Origin of the sequence: Burkholderia alba, from assembly GCF_034721475.1 — a bacterium.
In the GTDB taxonomy this organism is placed as follows: domain Bacteria; phylum Pseudomonadota; class Gammaproteobacteria; order Burkholderiales; family Burkholderiaceae; genus Burkholderia; species Burkholderia alba.
Window position 1 is genome coordinate 75,322 of sequence record NZ_JAWJWL010000019.1, and the last position, 20,348, is coordinate 95,669.

The window sequence follows — 20,348 nt, forward strand, 5'->3', positions numbered from 1 at the left end:
GCGGCGCACGCGACGGATCAGCGCTCGTCGCCGTCGTCGTACTTCGGCAGGTCGTCCCCGATCTCGATGCCCGGGAACCGGTCCGCATACCAGATGTGCCAGGCGGGGCGCACCCGCTCCGGCTCGTCGAGCGTCGCGTAATTGATCTCGACCGTCGGCGGCGCGTCGATCAGCCGATACTCGAGCTGCGTGCCGCACTGCCCGCAGAAGCGGCGCACGCCCCACGCGCTCGACGCGTACTCGCGCGGCTCGCCGCGCAGATAGGCGAACGCGTCGAGCGGCACCGACGCGGACGCCAGCACCGCGGCGCCTGTCGTCCGCTGGCACAGACGGCAATGGCAGAAACCCGCGTCGACCGGCACGCCGGTGATCCGATAGCGGATCGCGCCGCACGCGCAACCGCCCTCCAGCACTTCGGCATCCGACATCGCGCCCCTCCCGCTGACCTGTTGGGAAGCTGCCGCCTGACCGGCGGCAGCTCGCCTACGATACCGCAACGGCCGGCGTCCGCGGCATGCGACCGCGCACCCTCAGGCCGTCTGGCCGAGCCGTTTCGCGAGCGCCCGCAATTTTGGCCCGACCCCGGTGCGGAACACCGCCTCGTTCATCGACGACGCCGGGCCGCTGCAGCTCAGAATCAGCCAGCGGCCTTCGCGCGGCTCGCGAAACGGCACCGCCGCCGCGTTCACATCCTCGTGCCAGTCGCGAAACGAGTAGCAGCACCCCGTGGCCGCGAACTCGGCCACCGCCCGCTCGGCCGCGCCCACCCGTGCCGCCCCCGCGCGCCCCTTGCCCGCGCCCTTGCGCAGTTCGGCGAACAGCGCCGCGCGCACGTCGAGCGGCTGCACCGCGAGATACGCGCGCCCCATCGAGCTCGTCAGCATCGACAATCGCGAGCCGGAGGCAAGGCCGAGCGTCAACGCGGTTTCGCTGCGGATCGTGTCGAGGTAGATCATGTCGAGGCCGTCGCGGCAGCCGAGCGACACGGCCGCGCCGATCTCGCGCGCGAGCGCCTGCATGTGCGGGCGCGCAAGTTCGAGCGTATCGGTGCCGGACAACAGCGCGTAACCGAGCGACAGCACGCCCGCGTCGAGCGCGTACTTGCCGAACGCTTCGTCGTAGCGCAGATAGCCCAGCACGGCGAGCGTGTACGCCAGCCGGTTGACCGTCGCTTTCGGCAGACCGGTCCGCTCGACGAAATCGCGGTTGCCGAGCATCGTCTCGCCGGGCCGGAACGCCCGGAGCAGGTCGAGACCGCGAGCCAGCGCGACGACGAACTTGCGCTCGTCGAGGGTCTCGTCGTCAATGGTTGAAAAATTCATGTGGTGCTACACTGAGAACAATTTGCAAAACATTGTTCCGCACTGCGGAACCAGAGTCAAGCGAGGAGATGACACGATGGCCGCTGCAAGCTTCCACTGGGACGACCCGCTGCTGCTCGACCAGCAGCTGACCGAAGACGAGCGCATGGTGCGCGACGCCGCGAGCGCGTATGCGCAGGACAAGTTGGCGCCGCGCGTGACCGAAGCGTTCCGCCACGAGCGTACCGACGCCGGGATTTTCCGCGAAATGGGTGAGATCGGCCTGCTCGGCCCGACGATTCCCGAGCAGTACGGCGGCCCGGGCCTCAACTACGTCAGCTACGGACTGATCGCGCGCGAGGTGGAGCGCGTCGACTCCGGCTACCGCTCGATGATGTCGGTGCAATCGTCGCTCGTGATGGTGCCGATCTTCGAATTCGGCTCGGACGCGCAGAAGGAAAAATACCTGCCGAAGCTCGCGAGCGGCGAATGGATCGGCTGCTTCGGGCTGACCGAGCCGAATCACGGCTCCGACCCGGGCAGCATGGTGACCCGTGCGAAGAAGGCGCCGGGCGGCTACACGCTGTCGGGCGCGAAAATGTGGATCACGAATTCGCCGATCGCCGACGTGTTCGTCGTCTGGGCAAAGCTCGAAGAAGACGGCCGCGATGCCATCCACGGCTTCATTCTCGAAAAGGGCTGGAAAGGCCTGAGCGCGCCCGCGATTCATGGCAAGGTCGGCCTGCGCGCGTCGATCACCGGCGAGATCGTCCTCGACGAGGTATTCGTTCCCGAGGAGAACCGGATGCCGAACGTCTCCGGGCTGCGCGGCCCGTTCACCTGTCTGAACTCGGCGCGCTACGGCATCGCGTGGGGTGCGCTCGGCGCGGCGGAGTCGTGCTGGCACACCGCGCGGCAGTACGTGCTCGACCGCCAGCAGTTCGGCCGGCCGCTCGCCGCGAACCAGTTGATCCAGAAGAAGCTCGCCGACATGCAGACCGAAATCACGCTCGGCCTGCAGGGCGTGCTGCGGCTCGGGCGGATGAAGGACGACGGCACAGCCGCCGTCGAGATCACGTCGATCATGAAGCGCAACTCGTGCGGCAAGGCGCTCGACATCGCACGGCTCGCCCGCGACATGCTCGGCGGCAACGGAATTTCCGACGAGTTCGGCGTCGCGCGCCACCTCGTGAACCTCGAAGTGGTCAACACCTACGAGGGAACGCACGACATCCACGCACTGATCCTCGGTCGCGCGCAAACGGGCATCCAGGCGTTCTTCTGACACGCTTCGCGGCGGCGTGGCGTACGCTCCGCGAGATCCTCGGCCGGTTGCCGGCCGACACAGCAACCGGCCGAATCGTTCGGCCGGTTTGCGTTTGGGCGATCGGATTGCAACCGATTGCCGGAAAACGGCCACGGGACCGTACACGCACCCGCCGGCGACGCCGTTGTCCGGAGGCGGGGGCGGCTTCCCGCCCGATTCGGGATCGGCACCACGGCCGATGCCGGCTGTTGAACCAGATTCCGTGGCACCGCTCTCTTTCCGCGCGCCGGGTTAGCCGGTGCCGTTCGCCCGGCGCTCAGCCGAACGCGCATGAAAAAAGCCCCGGCATGCCGGGGCGGGTCGGGTGCGCGGCGGGTGCGCGCTTACTTGTTCGGCTGCGGCGTGAGACGCAGATACGGACGCAGCGCCTTGTACCCCTTCGGGAAGCGCTGTTTGATCTCGTCCTCGTCCTTCAGCGACGGCACGATGACGACGTCGTCGCCGTCCTTCCAGTTGCCGGGCGTCGCGACCTTGTAGTTGTCGGTGAGCTGCAGCGAATCGATCACGCGCAGCACTTCGTCGAAGTTGCGGCCCGTGCTGGCCGGATAGGTGATCGTCAGGCGTACCTTCTTGTTCGGGTCGATCACGAACAGCGAACGCACGGTGAACGTCTCGCTCGCGTTCGGATGAATCATGTCGTACAACTGCGAGACCTTGCGGTCGCCGTCGGCGATGATCGGGAAGCCGACGCTTGCCGCCTGGGTTTCGTTGATGTCGCTGATCCAGCCCTTGTGCGACTCGACGCTGTCGACCGACAACGCGATCGTTTTCACGTTGCGCTTCGCGAATTCGTCCTTGAGCTTCGCGGTCAGACCCAGTTCCGTCGTGCACACGGGCGTGTAGTCGGCCGGGTGCGAAAACAGCACGCCCCAACTGTCGCCAAGCCACTCATGAAACTTGATGCGGCCGAGGCTCGAATCCTGCTCGAAATCCGGTGCGGTGTCGCCAAGACGTAGACTCATAGTGCGGCTCCTTGAACGGTGCATGGGTCGGGTATCCGCGCGCCGAATGCGCGCGGACAAGCTTTGAGCTTACGGGAATGCGCCGGCGATGCGAACGATTATTCCGTCCGATATTCATAACTTTTTGTCATTTTTGCCGTGCGGGTAACCCATTCCGGAAACTTTTTCGTTCCGAATCAACTCCCTAGGATATTACAGACCGTTTACCACGCGGCCGAGCACCGCCCGGCGCCCGTGGGCGCATCGCGCTCGCCAGCAGGCACGGGTTTCGCTAGGATGTCGGGTGTGCGCAACGCTTCAGCACGAAGGGAGTTGCAATGTCAGCAGTCAACAAGGAGAAACTGATGTCGGATATCAAAACCGTTCTCGCGGATGCGGAAGATCTGTTGAAGCAGGCTGCGAGCAGCACGGGCGACCGTGCCACCGAGCTGCGCGAAAAGGCGCTGTCGCGTCTCAAGCAAGCGAAGGAAAAAGCGGCCGACGTCCAGGTCGTCGTGGTCGAGAAGGGCAAGAAGGCAGCGCGCGCCACGGACGACTACGTGCATGAGCACCCGTGGACGTCGATCGGCATCGCTGCCGGCGTCGGCGTGCTGATCGGTCTCCTGATCAACCGCAAGTAACACGCACGCTCCGCGCAGGCCAGGGCCTGCGGCCCGCCTGCTCGGGATTCGACCGGTGCCTCGTGCTCCGGTCGGCCTTGACCCAGCCGTCTCCAGTACGTGCCACTGCATCATTCATGACGACAGATACCTCATCGCCCCAGTCAGCGCACGGACCGCTGCGCCGTTTGCTCGGCTCCGTATTCGCGCTGCTGCAAACCCGGCTGGAACTCGTCGGCATCGAGCTCGCCGAGGAAAAGGAACGCCTGATGGGCGTGCTGTTCCTCGGCCTCGCCGCGATGATGCTCGCGACGATGGCGCTGATCAGCCTGACCGTGCTGATCGCGATCGCCTTCTGGGATACGTACCGCTGGCAGTCGCTTGCCGGGATCACCGTGCTGTATGCGGTGGGCGGGCTCGTCTGTGCGCTGAAGGCCCGCGCCGGGCTGCGCGACGCGCCGAGCGTGTTCGAAGCCACGTTGAACGAACTGGAAAAAGACCGCGAGCTGTTCCGCGGCAAGTCCTGAACGCATTCGTTCGATCCTCGCCAACCCACTCCGTCAACGTGCCATGAGTCAATCCGCTTCAGGTCATCAATTCCGCCCGCCCTCCTCCAAGCGACCGATGAGCGCGGCGCAACACCGCGCGCTGCGCAAGGAACTGCTGATCCTGCGCTCCGACGTCGAACGCCTGGAGCTCGCGCAGGCCGGCGCGGAACTGCGGCAGACCGTCACCCATTTCAAGTGGTTGAAGCTGCTGGTGCCGGGCTTCTCGGGCGGCTCGCTCGGCAAGTCCGCCAAGGGGCTGAACGCGAGCCTCAGCACGCTCGTCGGCCAGTATCCGCTGTTGAGCTCGCTCGTTTCGGCTGCGCTGGCCAAGCCGGTGCGCTCGCTGCTCGGCGCGGGCGCGAAGCCCGTGCTCAAGTGGGGCGCGCTCGGGCTGACCGGCTGGGGGGTCTACCAGTTCTGGAAGCAGATCCGCAGCGATGCGCCGGCGTCTTCCTCCGACAGGGATGCATGACGGGCGCGTGACGCATTGAGCGACTGACCTCGTGCGAGCCGGCACGCTCCGGCGGCACGCTCAATGCGCCGGCCAACAGGGTTGGGCCATCGGATCGGAATCGGCGGCGGCGATATTCTCGTGCGTGCCGTCCGCATGCAGCACATAGGTTCCGCACGCGTCGCCCCGCATCGCACCGTCGCTCGACGGGCTCGCGTCGAGCGCATAGCCGCCCCGCGCATCGCCCGTCGTCCGCAGCCGTAGCCGATACGCGGGCGCGCCCTGTCCGGGCACGCGATCCAGGCCGTCGGGCAATGTCGCGGGTAACCCGTCGCCGAACGTCTCGACGTACTGCGCAGCGCGATACAGCCCGGCCACGGCGCCCAGCCGATGGCCTCGTTCGACATGATGCCGATACGACGGCACGGCGAACGCGGCAACCACGGCGGCAATGGCCAGCACGACCATCAACTCGACCAGCGTGAAGCCTGCGCGACCTGCGCCAAGCCGCTTCCGTTCAGGCGGCATGCGCGGGTGGCCGACACGTATCGGTCGGGCCTTCATCGGTCAGGCCGTCCGACGACGCGCCGCCAGCGACGCACGACAACACCATCGTCCACCAGAACCTGCAACTGCAGCCACTCGACGGTCGCATCGGTCGCGCCGAAGCCGCGCGCCGTCACCAGATACGCCCGCGCGTCGGGCTTCGCGGGTACCTGCCAGCGCTCGATCAAGCAGTTCGGCGGCCGCGCCGCGCCCGGCCATGCGGCGAACGGCGTGACTGCGCTCGCGCCATCGAACGCGCCCGGCTGCCGCCAGAGTGCAGGCTCCCGGATCGGAAGCGGCGTTGCGAAGTCTGACGCCGGACCACGGCGCAGATAGGCGTCCGCGCATGCATCAAGCGCGGCATCCGCCGCCCGGAACGCGATCAATCGGCCGTGTGTGCCGGTGGCTCGGCGTGTCTCGATGAGCGATGTCTCGAACCAGGCCGCCGTCGTTGCCAGCAACGCCACCGTCACGGCCAGCACCCCGGGCAGAGCGGCGCCCGACGCACGCATCCGGAGCAAGCGACGTCCGCCGCCGGTCATTCCGCCGCGCGGACGTCGTTCGCGTTGGTCGCGCGACCCGCGAGCGATCGACGCAATCATGTCCGCCCCTGATTGCGTATCGCGACCTGCCGGCGCAATACGAGCCGTGGCCGCGTATCAGGCGCTGCGACCGCTCGTCCCAGGCAATCGACATAGCGCACCGGACGCCCGGTCGGTGCGCCTCGCACCTGCACGCACAGCTCCACCGCAACGACGTCGGCCCAGCCGCCGGCAGGCAGCAGCGCCGCATCCATCCACCCGTCACCGCCATGCAGCCGATAGCGCAGCCGCAGTCGTTCGACGCCTTCGACAAGCGGCTGCGCGACACCCGGCCTGCCGTTGCCTTCGCAGTAAAGCTCCGGCTCGCCTGTCGACGCGCTCGTCCGTGCGTAATAGCGGTTCACGATCAGCGTCCCGGCATCCGCGCCGCCGACGCCCTGTCCGAGACAGTCGGATGCCTGCCCGGCAGCTGTCGGCCACGTCGAGATGGAATCGCCGACATAGCGGACCAGCAGCCCATCCGATCCGCTCGCGAGCGGATCGCAGACCGGATTCGCATCCGGCCCGCCCGGACGCCCCCTCGCGCAACCGAACAGCCCCGGTGCAGCCCGTGCAGTGGGCGCGTCGAGCGGCGCGAACCCCGCCATCTGGATCTGCGGCGCGATCAGCATCAGCGACGCATGGCCGGCATCGCGAAGCCGCGCCGCATCGGCGGCCAGCGTATAGGCCATTCGCTGCGAGCGATACAGAGAAAACGCGGCACCCACGATCATCAGGCCAAGCGCCATGGCGATCAGCACCTCGACGAGCGTATGGCCCGACGATCGTTTCACCGGCATCACGGATGCCCCCCGCTCGCGAAGGCCAGCGCGACGCACCGTACCCCCGCCCTGAAACGGGTCGCGCACCGCGCGTCGACCGGCGCCTCCCGCTCCGGACTGTTCCACCGAATCGTCACGGTCCGCACGCCGGGCATCGCATCCACGGTGACGAGCCGGCCCGCCGGCAACACAGCCACCGCCGAATCCCAGTCGGCCCGCGTCCCGGCACCCGACCGCTCCGCCTCGGCACGCGAGTCGGCAATCCACAGTGCATGCGCGCGCCACGCCGCCTGCCGTTCGGCACGCACGATCGACAACTGCGCACCGATCACGCCCAATGCGGCGCTCGCCAGCACCATCATCGCGACCATGACTTCGAGCAGCGATCCACCCCGAGTCGACGACAGCCGCATCATCCTTGCGCTCCGCAAGCCCGCGGCGTCACTCGCGCACGCCCTCCCGCGGCGATCCGGACACAGCGCCGCCAGCGTTCACCGTCGAACCCGGAGGCTGCCGCGCGCGGCGCGAACTCGAAACGGCGGAAGCCGCCGATCACCTGACCCGCCGGCGGCGTGAACGCCAGCTCGCTGCCCGCGCCCTTCACGACCACCTGCGCATCGCCCGCGAAACGCCGCAGGACAAGCGGACGCTCGGCGCTCCCGCTCACCACCACCCAGCCGCACGACCAATCGGCGTCGCCGCCCGGGCAACGCGCGGACGCGGCGCCGCACCCCACCGGCGAATCGCCGCGGCACACCGTGACGCGCGCACCGAGCCGCACCGCTTCCCCACGGGCATACGCAAGCGACGCCAGCAACGCGCGTGCGCTTGCGTCGACCCGGTCGCGCACGCGCCATCCCGCCAGCGACGGCGCGGCCAGCGCGGCGGCGCCCGCGATCAACGCAAGCGCGACCATCCATTCCATCAATACAAAGCCTGTTGCGAACCGCGTTCCGCCCGATCCCCGCATCGCCTGTCCCCCGCTATCCGATGCGTCGACTCTAGCGGCGTGCGCGCACGCGCACCATCGGCCGAACGGCCGAATGGCGCGACCCGGCCGCCATCATGACAATGGCAGCGGGAAATCAACGAATCAGGGAGTGTGCGATGCGGCGCGAATCGTCAGCGCTTGCGCGGCTGCTTGGAAGGCGCTGCGCGACGGAATTCCTCGATGACGTCCGCGAATTCGGACACATCCTCGAAGCGGCGGTAAACAGAAGCGAAGCGCACGTAAGCGATCGTATCGAGCTCGCGCAACTCGTTCATCACGAGTTCGCCGAGCTTGTCGCTGCGGACTTCGCGCTCGCCGGTGGCGAGCAGCTGATATTCGATGCGGGCGACCGCCGCGTCGATCGCGTCGGCCGCCACCGGCCGCTTGCGCAGTGCCAGTTGCATGCTCGCGACGATCTTGCGGCGGTCGAATTCCGTCCGGCTACCGTCCTTCTTCACGACGGCCGGCAACGCCAGCTCGACCCGCTCGTACGTCGTAAAACGTTTGTCGCAGGCCGAGCAGCGGCGGCGCCGGCGGATCGTGGCGCCGTCTTCCGACACGCGCGAATCCACCACTTGCGTGTCGTCATGCCGGCAGAACGGGCAGCGCATGACCGGCCGGGATCAGCGGTAGACCGGGAACCGCCGGGTCAGCTCGGCGACCTGCGCGCGCACGCGCTCGATCGTCGCCGCGTCCTCCGGATTGTCGAGCACGTCGGCAATCAGGTTGCCCACCTGCTCGACTTCCTGCGGGCCGAAGCCGCGGGTCGTCATCGCCGGCGAACCGAGGCGCACGCCGCTCGTCACGAACGGCTTTTCCGGATCGTTCGGAATCGCGTTCTTGTTGACGGTGATGTGCGCGGCGCCCAGTGCAGCTTCGGCGGCCTTGCCCGTGATGTTTTTCGCGCGCAGGTCGACGAGCATCACATGGCTTTCGGTACGGCCCGATACGATCCGCAGGCCGCGCTTGACCAGCGTCTCGGCGAGCACGCGCGCGTTGTCGACCACGCGCTGCTGGTATTCCTTGAATTCCGGCGACAGCGCTTCCTTGAACGCCACAGCCTTCGCAGCGATCACGTGCATCAGCGGACCACCCTGGATGCCCGGGAAGATCGCCGAGTTGATCGGCTTCTCGTACTCGGCCTTCATCAGGATCACGCCGCCGCGCGGGCCGCGCAGGCTCTTGTGGGTGGTGGTCGTCACGAAATCGGCGTGCGGCACCGGATTCGGATACACGCCCGCGGCGATCAGGCCTGCGTAGTGAGCCATGTCGACCATTAGGTAAGCGCCGACCGCCTTCGCGATCTTGCCGAGACGTTCGAAGTCGATCTTCAGCGAGAACGCCGACGCGCCCGCGACGATCAGCTTCGGCTTGTGCTCGTGCGCGAGCCGCTCGGCCGCGTCGTAGTCGATGTCCTCGCCCTCGTTCAGGCCGTAGCTCACGACGTTGAACCACTTGCCCGACATGTTGACGGGCGAGCCGTGCGTCAGGTGACCACCGTGCGCGAGGCTCATGCCCATGATCGTGTCGCCCGGCTTCAGCATCGCGAAGAACACGCCCTGGTTCGCCTGCGAACCCGAATTCGGCTGCACGTTCGCCGCTTCCGCGCCGAACAGCTGCTTCACCCGCTCGATCGCGAGCTGCTCGACGACGTCGACATACTCGCAGCCGCCGTAATAGCGCTTGCCCGGATAGCCTTCCGCATACTTGTTGGTCAACTGCGAACCCTGTGCGGCCATCACGGCCGGGCTCGTGTAGTTTTCCGATGCGATCAGTTCGATATGCTCTTCCTGACGGCCGTTTTCCTGCTGGATCGCTTGCCAGATTTCAGGATCGACGTTCGCGATGGTGCTTTGGGCTCTGTCAAACATACGGGTTCCGTTAAGTGTGTACAGGTGGACCGGGGTGACCGGATAGCATGCGGCGCTGGCAGACGGCCAGCCCGGCGCAACGGAAGATTCCGGGAGACGCGAGGCAGGACAGCCACCGGCGATGCACGCGACGGTGCACTACGGCTGCCCAGGCGAACGGCAAAAACGGCGCCCTGCGCTTCACGGTGGGATGCTCCACCTTGAACCCGGAGGTTCTATCGCCAGTCACGCAGGGGTGATGAGCGCGTTAGTTTATTGGATGCGTCCTGAATAGGCAACCGCCTGGCGGGGCCGTCGATTTAATCGGGGTCAGGTCCAGCGACGCCGCCCTGCCGGCCCTTCCCGCCTTGCCGCGCCGCGGCAATGCCAGTACGCTAACGCGATCCCCATCCCAGCCTCACTACCGACCAGGAGCAGCAGCAATGATCGTGTTCGTCACCGGTGCGTCCGCAGGATTCGGCGCAGCCATCGCGCGGGTCTTCGTCAAGGGCGGCCATCGCGTCGTCGCCACCGCGCGCCGCAAGGACCGCCTCGACGCGCTCGCCGCCGAACTCGGCGACGCGCTGCTGCCGATCGAGCTCGACGTGCGCGACCGCGCCGCCGTCGAGGCCGCGCCCGCGGCGCTGCCGGCCGAATTCGCCGCGATCGACGTGCTCGTCAACAACGCGGGCCTCGCGCTCGGCGTCGAACCCGCGCACAAGGCCAGTCTCGACGAATGGCAGACCATGATCGACACCAACTGCTCGGGTCTCGTCACGGTCACCCGCACCCTGCTGCCGGGCATGGTCGAGCGCGGCCGCGGGCATGTCTTCAACCTCGGCTCCGTCGCGGGCAGCTACGCGTATCCGGGCGGCAACGTCTACGGCGCGACCAAGGCGTTCGTGCGCCAGTTCAGCCTGAACCTGCGCGCCGACCTGATCGGCACGCCGGTGCGCGTCACCGACATCGAGCCCGGCCTGTGCGGCGGCACCGAGTTCTCGAACGTCCGCTACCGGGGCGACGACGCGAAAGCAGCGAACGTCTACACGAACGTCGCGCCGCTCACCGCCGAGGACATCGCCGACACGATCTACTGGATCGCGACCCGCCCCGCGCATGTCAACATCAATACGGTCGAAATGATGCCGGTCGCGCAGGCCCCCGCCGGACTGACCGTCCACCGGGGCTGACGGCACCCCGGCCGGCCCGCTTCGGCGAGGCCGGCGAAGCGGCCGCCGCGCCCGTCGAAACACGGCCCGGCGGGCGCCGGGGCGGGCTACATTCCGTTACGAATCGTGACGTCCCGTTCCGGTAGAATGCGCGCCATGACTCCGTCCAACCGATCGCCCGAAGCAGCACCCGGCTTCGCTTGGCCCGTTCGCGTGTATTACGAGGATACCGATGCCGGCGGCATCGTCTTCTACGCGAACTACCTGAAATTCTTCGAACGCGCGCGTACCGAATGGCTGCGTGCGTGCGGCGTCGACCAGCGCCGTCTCGACGACGCAGGCGTGATCTTCGTGGTGCGCGGCACGGCGCTCGACTATCTTGCCCCCGCCCGGCTCGACGAGCTGCTCACGGTCGTGACCCGGATCGAGCGCCTCGGCCACGCGTCGGTGGAATTCGAGCAGCAGGCCTGGCGCGGCGATACGCTGCTGGTCACCGGGCGCATCCGCATCGGCTGCGTCGATCGCGCCGCCGTCCGGCCCGCCGCGATCCCGCCCCCCCGTCCTCGCCGCGCTGCAGTGCGGGCCGGCCGCCGATCCGCAACAAACCGTGTCAACGGTGCACGCCTGAGCACCGTTTAGACTAGGCCGATGAACTCGCCCCCCTGAAACGCTACTAAGCAAGGTTTGGCGGAAAGCTGTCAGGCAGCGCTCCGTCCGACGGCACACTGCGCGCTTTGCCCCGCCGGGCGCACGAGCCGGTCCGCTCCGCTGGGTGTCCCGGCCGGGCGTCCCCAAGCCGGGCGCCCCCGATGGGACGTTACTCAAACTTCTATGAACTCAACTCAAGACCTGTCGATCATTTCCCTCATCCTCAACGCGAGCGTGCTGGCCCAGGCCGTGATGGGGCTGCTCCTGCTGTTGTCGCTGATGTCGTGGACGTTCATCTTCCGCAAATGGTTCGCGATCCGCCGCGCGCGCGCGCAAACCGAGCGATTCGAACGCGATTTCTGGTCGGGCGGCGACCTGCAGGCGCTTTATCAGAGCGCGGCGAACAACCGCCACACGATCGGCGCGCTCGAACGTATCTTCGAGTCGGGGATGCGCGAGTTCCTGAAGGCGAAGGAAAAACGCCTGAACGACCCGGGGCTGATCCTCGACGGGGCCCGCCGCGCGATGCGCGCGTCGTTCCAGCGTGAAATGGACGTGCTCGAGGCCAACCTGTCGTTCCTCGCCTCCGTCGGCTCGGTGAGCCCGTATATCGGTCTGTTCGGCACCGTCTGGGGGATCATGAATTCGTTCCGCGGCCTCGCCAACGTGCAGCAGGCGACCCTCGCGAACGTCGCGCCCGGCATCGCGGAAGCACTGGTCGCCACCGCGATCGGCCTGTTCGCCGCCATCCCCGCGGTAGTCGCGTACAACCGCTACGCGCACGACATCGACCGCCTGGCAATCCGCTTCGAGACCTTCATCGAAGAGTTCTCCAACATCCTGCAGCGCCAGGCGCAATAAGGAGCACGCGATGGCCGGCACTCCCATTCGATCCAGCATGCGCGGCGGCCGCTCGCGCCGCTCGATGGCCGACATCAACGTCGTGCCCTACATCGACGTGATGCTCGTGCTGCTCGTCATCTTCATGGTGACCGCACCGCTCGTCGCTCCGTCGATCGTCAATCTGCCCACGGTCGGCAACGCCGCGCCGCAGGAGCAGACGCCGCCCGTGGTGGTCAACATCCAGGCGAACGGCAAGATGAGCGTCCGCTACAAGAACGACGCGGGCGCGTCGCAGGAAGACACGATGACGAAGGCCGATCTCGACGGCTTCATCGCGTCGCGCCAGGCCGATCACCCGGATCAGCCCGTCGTGATCGCCGCCGACAAGACGGTCCAGTATGACGCCGTGATGACGGTGATGTCCGATCTGAAGGCGCGCGGCGTGAAACGCGTCGGTCTCCTCGTCAAATCGCAATGAACCAACGGACCCAGCAGCGCACCGCCTCCCCGCTGCAGCCGCCGCGCGAGCGCGGCACGGGCCGCGCGTTCGCGCTTGCCGCGTTGATGCACGTGTTGCTCGCGCTGTTCCTGTATCACGGCGTGCAGTGGCAGAACAGCACGCCGGCCGGCGCCGAAGCCGAGCTGTGGTCGTCGGTGCCGGATCTGCAGACGCCGCAGCCCGTCGTCGTGCCGCCCGTGAAGGTCGCCCCTGCTCCGCCGCCCGCGAAGGACGACGACGCCGAAATCGCATTGCAGCTGAAAAAGAAGCAGCAGCAGGAAGCCGCCGCCCGCGAAGCCCAGCTCGAGGAACAGCGCCGGCAGCAACTGAAGGCGCAACAGCTCGCGGCCCAGCAGGCCGCTCAGCTCGCCGCCCAGAAAGCCGCGGAGCGCGAGCAGCAGAAACAGGCGGACAAGCTCAAGCAGCAGCAATTGGCCGACCAGCAGAAGAAGCTCGAACAACAAAAGCTCGAACAGCAGAAGAAGGACGCCCAGGCGCAGCTCGACGCGCAGAAGAAGGCCGAAGCCGCCAAGACGGCGACGAAAGCCAAGGCCGACGCCGCATCGAAGGCTAAACTCGACAAGGAACGCCAGGCTCGCCTCGCCCAGTTGCAGGGCCAGGTCGGGGGCGGAACGGGCGGCGGCGAAGGCCTCGCGAAGAGCGGCACGGGCACCGGCTCGGGCGGCAACGCCGCGTCGCCGGGCTACGCCGATAAGGTGAAGCGGCGCGTCAAGCCCAATATCTCCTGGCCCGGCGAGCGCGCCGGCCTCGTCACGGTCGTGGCGATACGTTGCACACCGTCAGGCGACGTGCTGAGCGTGTCGATCCGGCGCTCAAGCGGGAATTCGGGGTGGGATCAGGCAGTCGTCAATGCGATCCAGGCATCGGTGCCGTTGCCGCCCGATACCAACGGTCGTACTCCGGCCGATATTACGATTACCTTCAAGGCGGCGGAATGAGCGCTTTTGCGCTTACACTCCGCCGTCGCGACGGGAACGAATCGGGTATTTTTGAGTCTCTGCCGTTGCGCAGCGTTATATACGGGAATCAGGAAGCATGAGTTTGATGACGAAGCTAGGTTTCAAGGCACTCGTTGCCTCGTGTCTCATCGCGGCGGGCAGCGCCGCACACGCACAGGTGGACGTTCTGATCACCGGCGTCGGGTCGATCCAGTTCCCGATCGCCACCGCCAATTTCGCCAACGAAGGCGGCCTGCCCCAGCAGGTCTCGTCGGTCGTGCGCGCCGACCTGGCGCGCACCGGCAAATTCACCAATATCGACGCCGGCAGCACGCCCGTGCCCGAGACCGCATCGGTCGATCTCGGCGCATGGAAGGCGAAAGGCGCGAACGCGTTCGTCGCGGGCAGCGTGAACCGCGACGCGAACGGCCAGTACAAGGTGAACTTCATCCTGTACGACACCATCAAGCAGCAAAGCCTCGGCGGCCTGTCGCTGACCGCCAACGACGGCACGCTGCGGATGGCCGGCCACAAGATCGCCGACTACATCTACCAGAAACTGCTCGGCGTGCGCGGCGTGTTCGCGACCCGGCTGTCGTACGTGATCAAGACGGGCGGCCGCTACCAGTTGCAGATTTCCGATTCGGACGGCCAGAACGCGCGCATTGCGCTGTCGAGCACCGAACCGATCATCTCGCCCGCGTGGTCGCCGAGCGGCACCAAGGTGGCTTACGTGTCTTTCGAGCGCAAGAAGCCGATCGTCTACATCCACGATCTGCCGACGGGCCGCCGCTACATGGTCTCCGACCAGAAGGGCAACAACAGCGCGCCCGCGTGGTCGCCGGACAGCCAGACGCTCGCCGTGGCGCTCTCGCTCACCGGCAATACGCAGATTTTCGCGGTCAATGCCAACGGTACCGGCTTGCGCCGCCTCACGCAAAGCAGCTCGATCGATACCGAACCGTTCTACTCTCCCGACGGCCGCTGGATCTACTTCACGAGCGACCGGGGCGGCGCGCCGCAAATCTACCGCATGCCGGCGCAGGGCGAAAGCGCCGGCGCGGCGCAACGCGTCACCTTCACCGGCAGCTACAATACGAGCCCGCGCGTCAGCCCGGACGGCAAGCTCCTCGCGTACATCTCGCGCACCGGTGGGGGTTTCAAGCTGTACGTTCAGGATCTGCAGACGGGCGCCGCCAACGCGATCACCAATACGACGCGTGACGAATCGCCCAGCTTCGCGGCAAACGGCCAGTACATTCTGTACGCTACGCAGGCGAACGGACGCGGTGTGCTCGCTGCCGTTCCGTCTGATGGCAGTGCGCCGCCGCAGATTCTGTCCGTGCAGGGCGGTTCGGTTCGCGAACCGTCCTGGGGACCGTTCATGCAATAACCAAAAGGAGAGTTACCATGATGTCGCAAAAAATTCGTCTGGCACTGGCTGTACTGATGATCGGTGCGCTCGCCGCCTGTTCGTCGAGCCCGAAGCTTGAAGACAAGGGCAACCAGGCTGGCGCGGTCAGCACGCAACCGAGCGCCGACAACGTCGCCCAGGTGACGGTCGATCCGCTGAACGATCCGAACAGCCCGCTCGCGAAGCGCAGCATCTACTTCGATTTCGACAGCTACTCGGTGCAGGACCAGTACCAGCCGCTGCTGCAGCAACACGCGCAATACCTGAAGAGCCACCCGCAGCGTCACGTGCTGATCCAGGGCAACACCGACGAACGCGGCACGAGCGAGTACAACCTGGCGCTGGGCCAGAAGCGTGCCGAAGCCGTGCGTCGCGCGATGTCGCTGCTCGGCGTGCCGGATTCGCAAATGGAAGCCGTGAGCCTCGGCAAGGAAAAGCCGCTCGCGAGCGGCCACGACGAAGCATCGTGGGCGCAGAACCGCCGTGCCGATCTCGTCTATCAACAGTAAGCAACCGTAACGGATGATCCGCTGAATGACTCACCGTTTTCCCTGGCTGCGCGCAGCCGCCGCCCTCTGCATCGCAGGGGCGGCCTTGTCGGCCGCCCCTGCTCATGCCGGTCTGTTCGACGATGACGAGGCGCGCCGAGCCGTGCTCGATCTGCGCAGCAAGTCCGACAGCCTGTCGAACCAGCTCTCCGCCGCGCAACGGACGATCCTCGATCAATCCGGCCGTCTCGACCAGCTCAACCAGCAGGTCGCGACGCTGCGCGGCGAGAACGAGGACCTGACGAACCGTCTCACGACGCTGGAGCGCCAGCAGAAGGAGTACTACACCGATCTGGATACGCGTCTTAAGAAGTTCGAGCCGCAGCAAAAGACGGTGGATGGCGTCGAGGGCACCGTACAGCCGGGGGAAACGGACTCATTCAACGCGGCGTCGCAGCAGTTCCGCGACGGCAACTTCAAGGGCGCCGCGGCTTCGTTCCGCACGTTCATCTCCAAGTATCCGCAGAGCCCCTACCAGCCGACCGCGCAATACTGGCTCGGCAACGCGCAATACGCCCTGCGCGACTACAAGGGTTCGACGGCGACATGGCAGGGCCTGGTGAAGAACTTCCCGCAGCATCCGCGGGCCGGGGACGCACTGGTGGCGATCGGTACCAACCAGCTTGAGCAAGGCCAGAAGGCCGCGGCGAAGAAAACCTTCGAACAGGTGCTTGCACAGTTCTCGGGTTCGAGCGCCGCGCAAACGGCCCAGAACAAGCTCGGCACGATCAAGTAGGCGCGGCTGTCGGGTGGTTGACAGGTAAAAAAGCCGTCCGCTATAATCGCGCTTCTTTGGGTCGTTAGCTCAGCTGGTAGAGCAGCGGACTTTTAATCCGTTGGTCACAGGTTCGAATCCCGTACGGCCTACCAAAGAATTCAAAGGGCTTAGCTTCGGCTAGGCCCTTTTCATTTGCCCGGGCCGCCGTCGCGCATCGTGCGACATCGCCGCATACCTTGCGGCGGCATGGCCACGCGACCCGCGGCAGCAACATCCGCGCGGCCCTCAGCCTCACACTCGATGCCGAACGCGCGGCCGACTTGCACCACATGACGCACGCGCGTGTCATCGGCATTTACATTCGCGCTCGAGTTCGCGACAGGCTATCCGCTCTGCCACGCGATGCTTCCGTTCACCGTTCACGTTGATCTTCTCTTGCCATCCGGCAGCGATTCTCGTGAATACCTGGGTAAGCAGCGGCGTTCCCGCAAAGCACCCATCCGCATGGAGATCGGCACAGCAGGCAACTTGCCGGCTGTTTCGCTGACTCGAGAAATCGATGCGGACGATTGAACGGTCGCGGCAGTTCCGCCATCGAGCGGCTCCGGTATCGCCGTATCGCCCCATCGAACGCGGATGCGCCCGCCCCGAACCCGGGTCTCGCAAGCGCCCCGCGAAAATGCACCGGCCGTATGCGCGATGCCTTTCCATCGAATGCCGACGCAACGCTTCTCGCCTCTCCCGATATTTTCCGGATCGTCGCGCTGCGGCCCGCCGGCATCCATGTCGCCGATGCAATCGGGCCGCACGCCCCTAATCGGCACGACACCCAGCAACCATCGAACAACCGCGGATTTAAGCCTTTTCCGGCCACCAGGGCTGAGGCTCTTCGCGAATCAGATAGTCGTCGCGGTTCTTGCCTTCCAGCCACTTCGGGCACGCGCCCTGCCCCGACCACGATTTGCCGGACGACGGATCGTAATACTTGGCGGGCAAGCGCTTTTTCTTTTCCTTCAGAAAGCCTCCCGCGCGAAGCAGTTCCAATTCGCTGATGCCGTGCTCGCCGACCAGTTCCTTGATCGCGGCCAGTGCGGCCGCCCGTTCTTTCTTTTTGGCTTCGCTCAGCAACAGGTTGACCTGGCCGAGCTGCTTCTGGAGCTCGCGAATTTTGTCGGTACTCATAGTGTTTCAGTGGAGGATATTGGCGGGATTTTACCGTGCCGGCCGGTATCCTTCGCGACAACGAAGGTCAATATGAACCGCGCTGCGCATTGCTATCACATCGCGCAACACATTTCGTGAGCATCCTATCACCGGATGCGATATCTGCCCCTTCCGCGCGCCGGCTCGGCTTGGCGCGCGGGGAACCGGGCCTGGGCACGCGGCATGCAAAAAGGGGTTACAGTCGATTACTGTAACCCCTTTCCCGTTACCCGACAGTACGGATCCTCCCGCGTGTCAGGCGCGCACGCCGGCGGTCTGCGTCAATCGGTACCGTACTTCGGCGAGCGCGGCCCGTACAGCAGCCCGTTCGGCGGCCCCGACGACAGCAGCCGCTGACTCGCCAGTCCGGCCACGTCGACGCCGTCGTCCATCAGCGTGTGCGCGATCTGCTTGACGGCCGCCTGGGCCAGCATGCCGATCAGGCCGAAGCCGCCCGCGTCGAAGTTGGCGCCGACCTCCTTGCCCGTCGCGCGCCCCGTTCCCTGCCACAGCACGTCGCCCGTCTTCAGATCCACGAGCTTCGACGACGCGGCCACGACGGTCGTGCTGTCGAGCACGGTATAGACCGACCCGTACTGCGTCACTTGCGTGTACAACGCCGCATCCGCGCCGAAGATCCGACGCAGCTTCGCCGCGTCGACCTGCTGAATATCCACCGGCGTGGTCAGCCCGTTCTGCTTGAACGTCTCTTCCATCACCGCGACGGGAATCACGTAATAACCCGTTTCCGCGAGCGGCAAGGTCATCTGCGACAGCACGCCGTAGGTGGCCTTCACGTCCGCCGTATCGTTGACGGGCGGCAGCACGAGGATCGAGCGCGGCTTGCTGTTCTTGAACGCGGTGTAGTCCGCATGCTGCACCGGTGCCGCGCAGGCCGCGAGCAGGCCCAGCACGGACACCGCGCCGAGCAGTTTCAGGGAAATGAATTTGAACATGGCGGCACGCTTACTGTTGCTTGGACTTCTTCATCAGGAAGTCCATATAGGTCGACGATTCCGGGAACAGCTGCTTCTCTGCCGACAGTTCCTGCTGCGCCTGCTGGTCCTGGCCGATGCTGGCGTACAGCATGCCGAGATGCGCATGGAAGCCCGGCGGCGGCGTGTTGCCCTTCGCCCGGATCACCTGCAGCGACTTCTCGAGCGCGTCGATCTGTTCCTGCGGGCTTTTCTGCCCCTTGAAGTACTCGTAGACCTGCGGCTGATAGCCGTCCCATTGATACAGCGGCGGCGTGGTTCGGGCCGCGCACCCCGTCAGCAGCGCCGCGGCAGCCGCGAGCGGCAGCCAGACACCCCCATTGATGGTCCTGGTTTTTTTCATGGTCGAATGGCTTGTTATGTTGATGCAGCGCGCACGCGCGCCTTACTCTCAGTGATTCCGCCGGCTGTCGCGCCGGCTTTACTTGGCCGCGGCCAGCGCGCCCCCGTCGACCTGCTCGACCAGATGGTTGACCGCTTCCTGGACCGCCAGATCGAGCACCTTGCCGTTCAGCGTCGAGTCGTAGCTCGCGGTCCCGCCGAAGCCGATGACCTCGCGATTCGACAGGCTGTACTCGCCCGCGCCCTGGCTCGACAGCACGACTTCCGACGTCGTCGTGTCGACGATGTTCAGGTTGACCTTCGCGTACGCAACCTGGCTCTTGCCGCGACCGAGAATGCCGAACAATTGCTGATCGCCGACCTCCTTGCGGCCGAACTCCGTCACGTCGCCCGTCACGACGTAATTGGCACCCTTCACCGCCTGCCCTTTCTTCATGAACGCGGCTTCCTGCTTGATCTCGTCGAGATTGTCGCGATCGAGCACGTTGAAACGCCGGCTTTGCTGCAGACGGGTGATCAGGATGGTCTTCGCCTGGCCGCCCAGACGGTCGATGCCGTCAGAGAAGATGCCGCGCATGTAGCTCGATCGATTGTCGAACTTGCCGATCGCGATTTCGACCCGTTTGCCGGCATACGGCGTCTGCGCGCTGCTGACGACCGGCACCGGCAGCGCTTGCGACGATTCGGTCGCGCAACCGCTCAGGCCGGCGGCGGCAATCGCGGCCATCAGGAGACTGACTTGCTTCGATACGTTCAAACCGTGAACCCCCTTCGTTGAGACAAGAAATCCGCCCTTGCCGCGCGCCGAACGCGCGGCAAGGGCGGAGACATGCAGGCACTTCATTCGCGCCGGTGTAAGCCGACAGCCCGGCGCGCGCGAACGGATCGCGTGCCGGTCCCAGCCGTCGCGCACGCATCGCTTCGCCAAGCAACGGCACACGACGCCGAGGCCCGCCGACGGACGCGGCACCCGCCTGGCGCCGCACGACGAACCGCGCCCGCAAAGCGACCGCTCCGCGTGTTTACGGCCGACGACGGAGCAATATTTAGGGTTGAAATAAATTCCCCGCCG

Annotated in this window: 26 protein-coding genes, 1 tRNA gene, 1 pseudogene and 1 riboswitch; of the genes and pseudogenes, 14 read left to right on the forward strand and 14 right to left on the reverse strand. The window is 66.2% G+C overall.

Going from position 1 to position 20,348, the window contains the following annotated elements; all coding sequences use genetic code 11:
- Positions 1–17: 17 nt before the first annotated feature.
- Entirely contained in the window at positions 18–428 is a 411-nt protein-coding gene (locus RZR99_RS21400; protein WP_323121778.1) for a GFA family protein, read from the reverse strand.
- Between the two features lie 102 nt (positions 429–530).
- On the reverse strand, positions 531–1,322 hold the full coding sequence (locus RZR99_RS21405) for an IclR family transcriptional regulator (protein WP_323121779.1): 792 nt from the start codon (positions 1,320–1,322) through the stop codon (positions 531–533).
- A gap of 76 nt (positions 1,323–1,398) precedes the next feature.
- Here RZR99_RS21405 and RZR99_RS21410 point away from each other — a divergent pair, with 76 nt between their 5' ends.
- Positions 1,399–2,586: an acyl-CoA dehydrogenase gene (locus tag RZR99_RS21410; protein WP_323121780.1), complete on the forward strand. Its 1,188-nt coding sequence runs from the start codon at positions 1,399–1,401 to the stop codon at positions 2,584–2,586.
- 365 nt (positions 2,587–2,951) lie between these two features.
- Here the strand turns inward: RZR99_RS21410 and RZR99_RS21415 are convergent, their stop codons facing one another.
- Positions 2,952–3,590 carry a peroxiredoxin gene (locus tag RZR99_RS21415; protein WP_323121781.1) on the reverse strand — a complete coding sequence of 213 codons (639 nt, stop codon included), beginning with the start codon at positions 3,588–3,590 and terminating at the stop codon, positions 2,952–2,954.
- 317 nt (positions 3,591–3,907) lie between these two features.
- Here RZR99_RS21415 and RZR99_RS21420 point away from each other — a divergent pair, with 317 nt between their 5' ends.
- The 3 genes from RZR99_RS21420 (at position 3,908) to RZR99_RS21430 (ending at position 5,209) form a co-directional block, all read left to right on the forward strand.
- Positions 3,908–4,210: a DUF883 family protein gene (locus RZR99_RS21420; RefSeq protein WP_323121782.1), complete on the forward strand. Its 303-nt coding sequence runs from the start codon at positions 3,908–3,910 to the stop codon at positions 4,208–4,210.
- A 116-nt stretch (positions 4,211–4,326) separates the two neighbouring features.
- On the forward strand, positions 4,327–4,716 hold the full coding sequence (locus RZR99_RS21425) for a phage holin family protein (protein WP_323121783.1): 390 nt from the start codon (positions 4,327–4,329) through the stop codon (positions 4,714–4,716).
- 97 nt (positions 4,717–4,813) lie between these two features.
- Positions 4,814–5,209, forward strand: a complete 396-nt coding sequence (locus RZR99_RS21430; protein ID WP_323121784.1) for a DUF3318 domain-containing protein — start codon at positions 4,814–4,816, stop codon at positions 5,207–5,209.
- A 60-nt stretch (positions 5,210–5,269) separates the two neighbouring features.
- Here RZR99_RS21430 and RZR99_RS21435 read toward each other — a convergent pair whose 3' ends face one another.
- The 7 genes from RZR99_RS21435 to glyA form a co-directional block, all read right to left on the reverse strand.
- Complete coding sequence (locus tag RZR99_RS21435) at positions 5,270–5,716, reverse strand: type IV pilin protein (RefSeq protein WP_323121785.1); 447 nt, start codon at positions 5,714–5,716, stop codon at positions 5,270–5,272.
- A 32-nt stretch (positions 5,717–5,748) separates the two neighbouring features.
- Positions 5,749–6,276: a hypothetical protein gene (locus RZR99_RS21440; protein ID WP_407655487.1), complete on the reverse strand. Its 528-nt coding sequence runs from the start codon at positions 6,274–6,276 to the stop codon at positions 5,749–5,751.
- Positions 6,277–6,332: 56 nt separating this feature from the next.
- Positions 6,333–7,109 carry a PilW family protein gene (locus RZR99_RS21445; protein ID WP_323121786.1) on the reverse strand — a complete coding sequence of 259 codons (777 nt, stop codon included), beginning with the start codon at positions 7,107–7,109 and terminating at the stop codon, positions 6,333–6,335.
- 5 nt (positions 7,110–7,114) lie between these two features.
- Positions 7,115–7,513, reverse strand: coding sequence for a type IV pilus modification PilV family protein (locus RZR99_RS21450; protein WP_323121787.1), 399 nt, complete (start codon positions 7,511–7,513; stop codon positions 7,115–7,117).
- A complete protein-coding gene (locus RZR99_RS21455) occupies positions 7,510–8,067 on the reverse strand; it encodes a GspH/FimT family protein (protein WP_323121788.1) in 558 nt (185 codons plus the stop codon). The genes RZR99_RS21450 and RZR99_RS21455 overlap by 4 nt, the downstream gene beginning before the upstream one ends.
- Before the next feature lie 152 nt (positions 8,068–8,219).
- On the reverse strand, positions 8,220–8,699 hold the full coding sequence (gene nrdR, locus RZR99_RS21460) for a transcriptional regulator NrdR (protein ID WP_323121789.1): 480 nt from the start codon (positions 8,697–8,699) through the stop codon (positions 8,220–8,222).
- Between the two features lie 12 nt (positions 8,700–8,711).
- Positions 8,712–9,959, reverse strand: coding sequence for a serine hydroxymethyltransferase (gene glyA / locus RZR99_RS21465; protein ID WP_323121790.1), 1,248 nt, complete (start codon positions 9,957–9,959; stop codon positions 8,712–8,714).
- Positions 9,960–10,098: 139 nt separating this feature from the next.
- A riboswitch (ZMP/ZTP riboswitch) is annotated at positions 10,099–10,198 on the reverse strand.
- Positions 10,199–10,381: 183 nt separating this feature from the next.
- On the opposite strand from glyA, the gene RZR99_RS21470 reads away from it, so the two are divergent.
- The 10 genes and pseudogenes from RZR99_RS21470 (at position 10,382) to RZR99_RS21515 (ending at position 17,309) form a co-directional block, all read left to right on the forward strand.
- A complete protein-coding gene (locus tag RZR99_RS21470; protein ID WP_323121791.1) occupies positions 10,382–11,128 on the forward strand; it encodes an SDR family NAD(P)-dependent oxidoreductase in 747 nt (248 codons plus the stop codon).
- Positions 11,129–11,254: 126 nt separating this feature from the next.
- Positions 11,255–11,746: pseudogene (gene ybgC, locus RZR99_RS21475) on the forward strand (tol-pal system-associated acyl-CoA thioesterase).
- A 192-nt stretch (positions 11,747–11,938) separates the two neighbouring features.
- The gene (tolQ, locus tag RZR99_RS21480; protein WP_323121793.1) at positions 11,939–12,616 is read left to right on the forward strand and encodes a protein TolQ; all 678 of its coding nucleotides are present in this window, start codon (positions 11,939–11,941) and stop codon (positions 12,614–12,616) included.
- Positions 12,617–12,626: 10 nt separating this feature from the next.
- Entirely contained in the window at positions 12,627–13,076 is a 450-nt protein-coding gene (gene tolR, locus RZR99_RS21485) for a protein TolR (protein WP_323121794.1), read from the forward strand.
- Positions 13,073–14,056: a cell envelope integrity protein TolA gene (gene tolA, locus RZR99_RS21490; protein ID WP_323121795.1), complete on the forward strand. Its 984-nt coding sequence runs from the start codon at positions 13,073–13,075 to the stop codon at positions 14,054–14,056. Before tolR ends, tolA begins: the two co-directional genes overlap by 4 nt.
- A 97-nt stretch (positions 14,057–14,153) precedes the next feature.
- On the forward strand, positions 14,154–15,449 hold the full coding sequence (gene tolB / locus RZR99_RS21495; protein WP_323121796.1) for a Tol-Pal system beta propeller repeat protein TolB: 1,296 nt from the start codon (positions 14,154–14,156) through the stop codon (positions 15,447–15,449).
- Between the two features lie 17 nt (positions 15,450–15,466).
- Positions 15,467–15,979, forward strand: a complete 513-nt coding sequence (pal, locus tag RZR99_RS21500; protein ID WP_323121797.1) for a peptidoglycan-associated lipoprotein Pal — start codon at positions 15,467–15,469, stop codon at positions 15,977–15,979.
- A 25-nt stretch (positions 15,980–16,004) separates the two neighbouring features.
- On the forward strand, positions 16,005–16,754 hold the full coding sequence (gene ybgF / locus RZR99_RS21505; protein ID WP_323121798.1) for a tol-pal system protein YbgF: 750 nt from the start codon (positions 16,005–16,007) through the stop codon (positions 16,752–16,754).
- Between the two features lie 58 nt (positions 16,755–16,812).
- Positions 16,813–16,888, forward strand: a tRNA-Lys gene (locus RZR99_RS21510).
- Positions 16,889–17,078: 190 nt separating this feature from the next.
- On the forward strand, positions 17,079–17,309 hold the full coding sequence (locus RZR99_RS21515; protein WP_323121799.1) for a hypothetical protein: 231 nt from the start codon (positions 17,079–17,081) through the stop codon (positions 17,307–17,309).
- Between the two features lie 282 nt (positions 17,310–17,591).
- Here RZR99_RS21515 and RZR99_RS21520 read toward each other — a convergent pair whose 3' ends face one another.
- The 4 genes from RZR99_RS21520 to RZR99_RS21535 all read right to left on the reverse strand — a co-directional run bounded on the left by RZR99_RS21520 (position 17,592) and on the right by RZR99_RS21535 (position 20,033).
- Positions 17,592–17,918 carry an H-NS histone family protein gene (locus RZR99_RS21520; protein WP_323121800.1) on the reverse strand — a complete coding sequence of 109 codons (327 nt, stop codon included), beginning with the start codon at positions 17,916–17,918 and terminating at the stop codon, positions 17,592–17,594.
- Positions 17,919–18,220: 302 nt separating this feature from the next.
- Positions 18,221–18,895: a DUF799 domain-containing protein gene (locus RZR99_RS21525; protein ID WP_323121801.1), complete on the reverse strand. Its 675-nt coding sequence runs from the start codon at positions 18,893–18,895 to the stop codon at positions 18,221–18,223.
- 10 nt (positions 18,896–18,905) lie between these two features.
- On the reverse strand, positions 18,906–19,259 hold the full coding sequence (locus RZR99_RS21530) for a DUF4810 domain-containing protein (RefSeq protein WP_323121857.1): 354 nt from the start codon (positions 19,257–19,259) through the stop codon (positions 18,906–18,908).
- A gap of 96 nt (positions 19,260–19,355) precedes the next feature.
- The gene (locus tag RZR99_RS21535; RefSeq protein ID WP_407655486.1) at positions 19,356–20,033 is read right to left on the reverse strand and encodes a CsgG/HfaB family protein; all 678 of its coding nucleotides are present in this window, start codon (positions 20,031–20,033) and stop codon (positions 19,356–19,358) included.
- Between the last annotated feature and the right edge of the window lie 315 nt (positions 20,034–20,348).

What these genes read in the sequence shown, in the direction of transcription:
- RZR99_RS21400 (WP_323121778.1), bottom strand. Translation starts at nt 428, where the DNA reads ATGTCGGATGCCGAAGTGCTGGAGGGCGGTTGCGCGTGCGGCGCGATC.
- RZR99_RS21405 (WP_323121779.1), bottom strand. Translation starts at nt 1,322, where the DNA reads ATGAATTTTTCAACCATTGACGACGAGACCCTCGACGAGCGCAAGTTC.
- RZR99_RS21410 (WP_323121780.1), top strand. Translation starts at nt 1,399, where the DNA reads ATGGCCGCTGCAAGCTTCCACTGGGACGACCCGCTGCTGCTCGACCAG.
- RZR99_RS21415 (WP_323121781.1), bottom strand. Translation starts at nt 3,590, where the DNA reads ATGAGTCTACGTCTTGGCGACACCGCACCGGATTTCGAGCAGGATTCG.
- RZR99_RS21420 (WP_323121782.1), top strand. Translation starts at nt 3,908, where the DNA reads ATGTCAGCAGTCAACAAGGAGAAACTGATGTCGGATATCAAAACCGTT.
- RZR99_RS21425 (WP_323121783.1), top strand. Translation starts at nt 4,327, where the DNA reads ATGACGACAGATACCTCATCGCCCCAGTCAGCGCACGGACCGCTGCGC.
- RZR99_RS21430 (WP_323121784.1), top strand. Translation starts at nt 4,814, where the DNA reads ATGAGCGCGGCGCAACACCGCGCGCTGCGCAAGGAACTGCTGATCCTG.
- RZR99_RS21435 (WP_323121785.1), bottom strand. Translation starts at nt 5,716, where the DNA reads ATGCCGCCTGAACGGAAGCGGCTTGGCGCAGGTCGCGCAGGCTTCACG.
- RZR99_RS21440 (WP_407655487.1), bottom strand. Translation starts at nt 6,276, where the DNA reads ATGACCGGCGGCGGACGTCGCTTGCTCCGGATGCGTGCGTCGGGCGCC.
- RZR99_RS21450 (WP_323121787.1), bottom strand. Translation starts at nt 7,513, where the DNA reads ATGATGCGGCTGTCGTCGACTCGGGGTGGATCGCTGCTCGAAGTCATG.
- RZR99_RS21455 (WP_323121788.1), bottom strand. Translation starts at nt 8,067, where the DNA reads ATGCGGGGATCGGGCGGAACGCGGTTCGCAACAGGCTTTGTATTGATG.
- nrdR (WP_323121789.1), bottom strand. Translation starts at nt 8,699, where the DNA reads ATGCGCTGCCCGTTCTGCCGGCATGACGACACGCAAGTGGTGGATTCG.
- glyA (WP_323121790.1), bottom strand. Translation starts at nt 9,959, where the DNA reads ATGTTTGACAGAGCCCAAAGCACCATCGCGAACGTCGATCCTGAAATC.
- RZR99_RS21470 (WP_323121791.1), top strand. Translation starts at nt 10,382, where the DNA reads ATGATCGTGTTCGTCACCGGTGCGTCCGCAGGATTCGGCGCAGCCATC.
- tolQ (WP_323121793.1), top strand. Translation starts at nt 11,939, where the DNA reads ATGAACTCAACTCAAGACCTGTCGATCATTTCCCTCATCCTCAACGCG.
- tolR (WP_323121794.1), top strand. Translation starts at nt 12,627, where the DNA reads ATGGCCGGCACTCCCATTCGATCCAGCATGCGCGGCGGCCGCTCGCGC.
- tolA (WP_323121795.1), top strand. Translation starts at nt 13,073, where the DNA reads ATGAACCAACGGACCCAGCAGCGCACCGCCTCCCCGCTGCAGCCGCCG.
- tolB (WP_323121796.1), top strand. Translation starts at nt 14,154, where the DNA reads ATGAGTTTGATGACGAAGCTAGGTTTCAAGGCACTCGTTGCCTCGTGT.
- pal (WP_323121797.1), top strand. Translation starts at nt 15,467, where the DNA reads ATGATGTCGCAAAAAATTCGTCTGGCACTGGCTGTACTGATGATCGGT.
- ybgF (WP_323121798.1), top strand. Translation starts at nt 16,005, where the DNA reads ATGACTCACCGTTTTCCCTGGCTGCGCGCAGCCGCCGCCCTCTGCATC.
- RZR99_RS21520 (WP_323121800.1), bottom strand. Translation starts at nt 17,918, where the DNA reads ATGAGTACCGACAAAATTCGCGAGCTCCAGAAGCAGCTCGGCCAGGTC.
- RZR99_RS21525 (WP_323121801.1), bottom strand. Translation starts at nt 18,895, where the DNA reads ATGTTCAAATTCATTTCCCTGAAACTGCTCGGCGCGGTGTCCGTGCTG.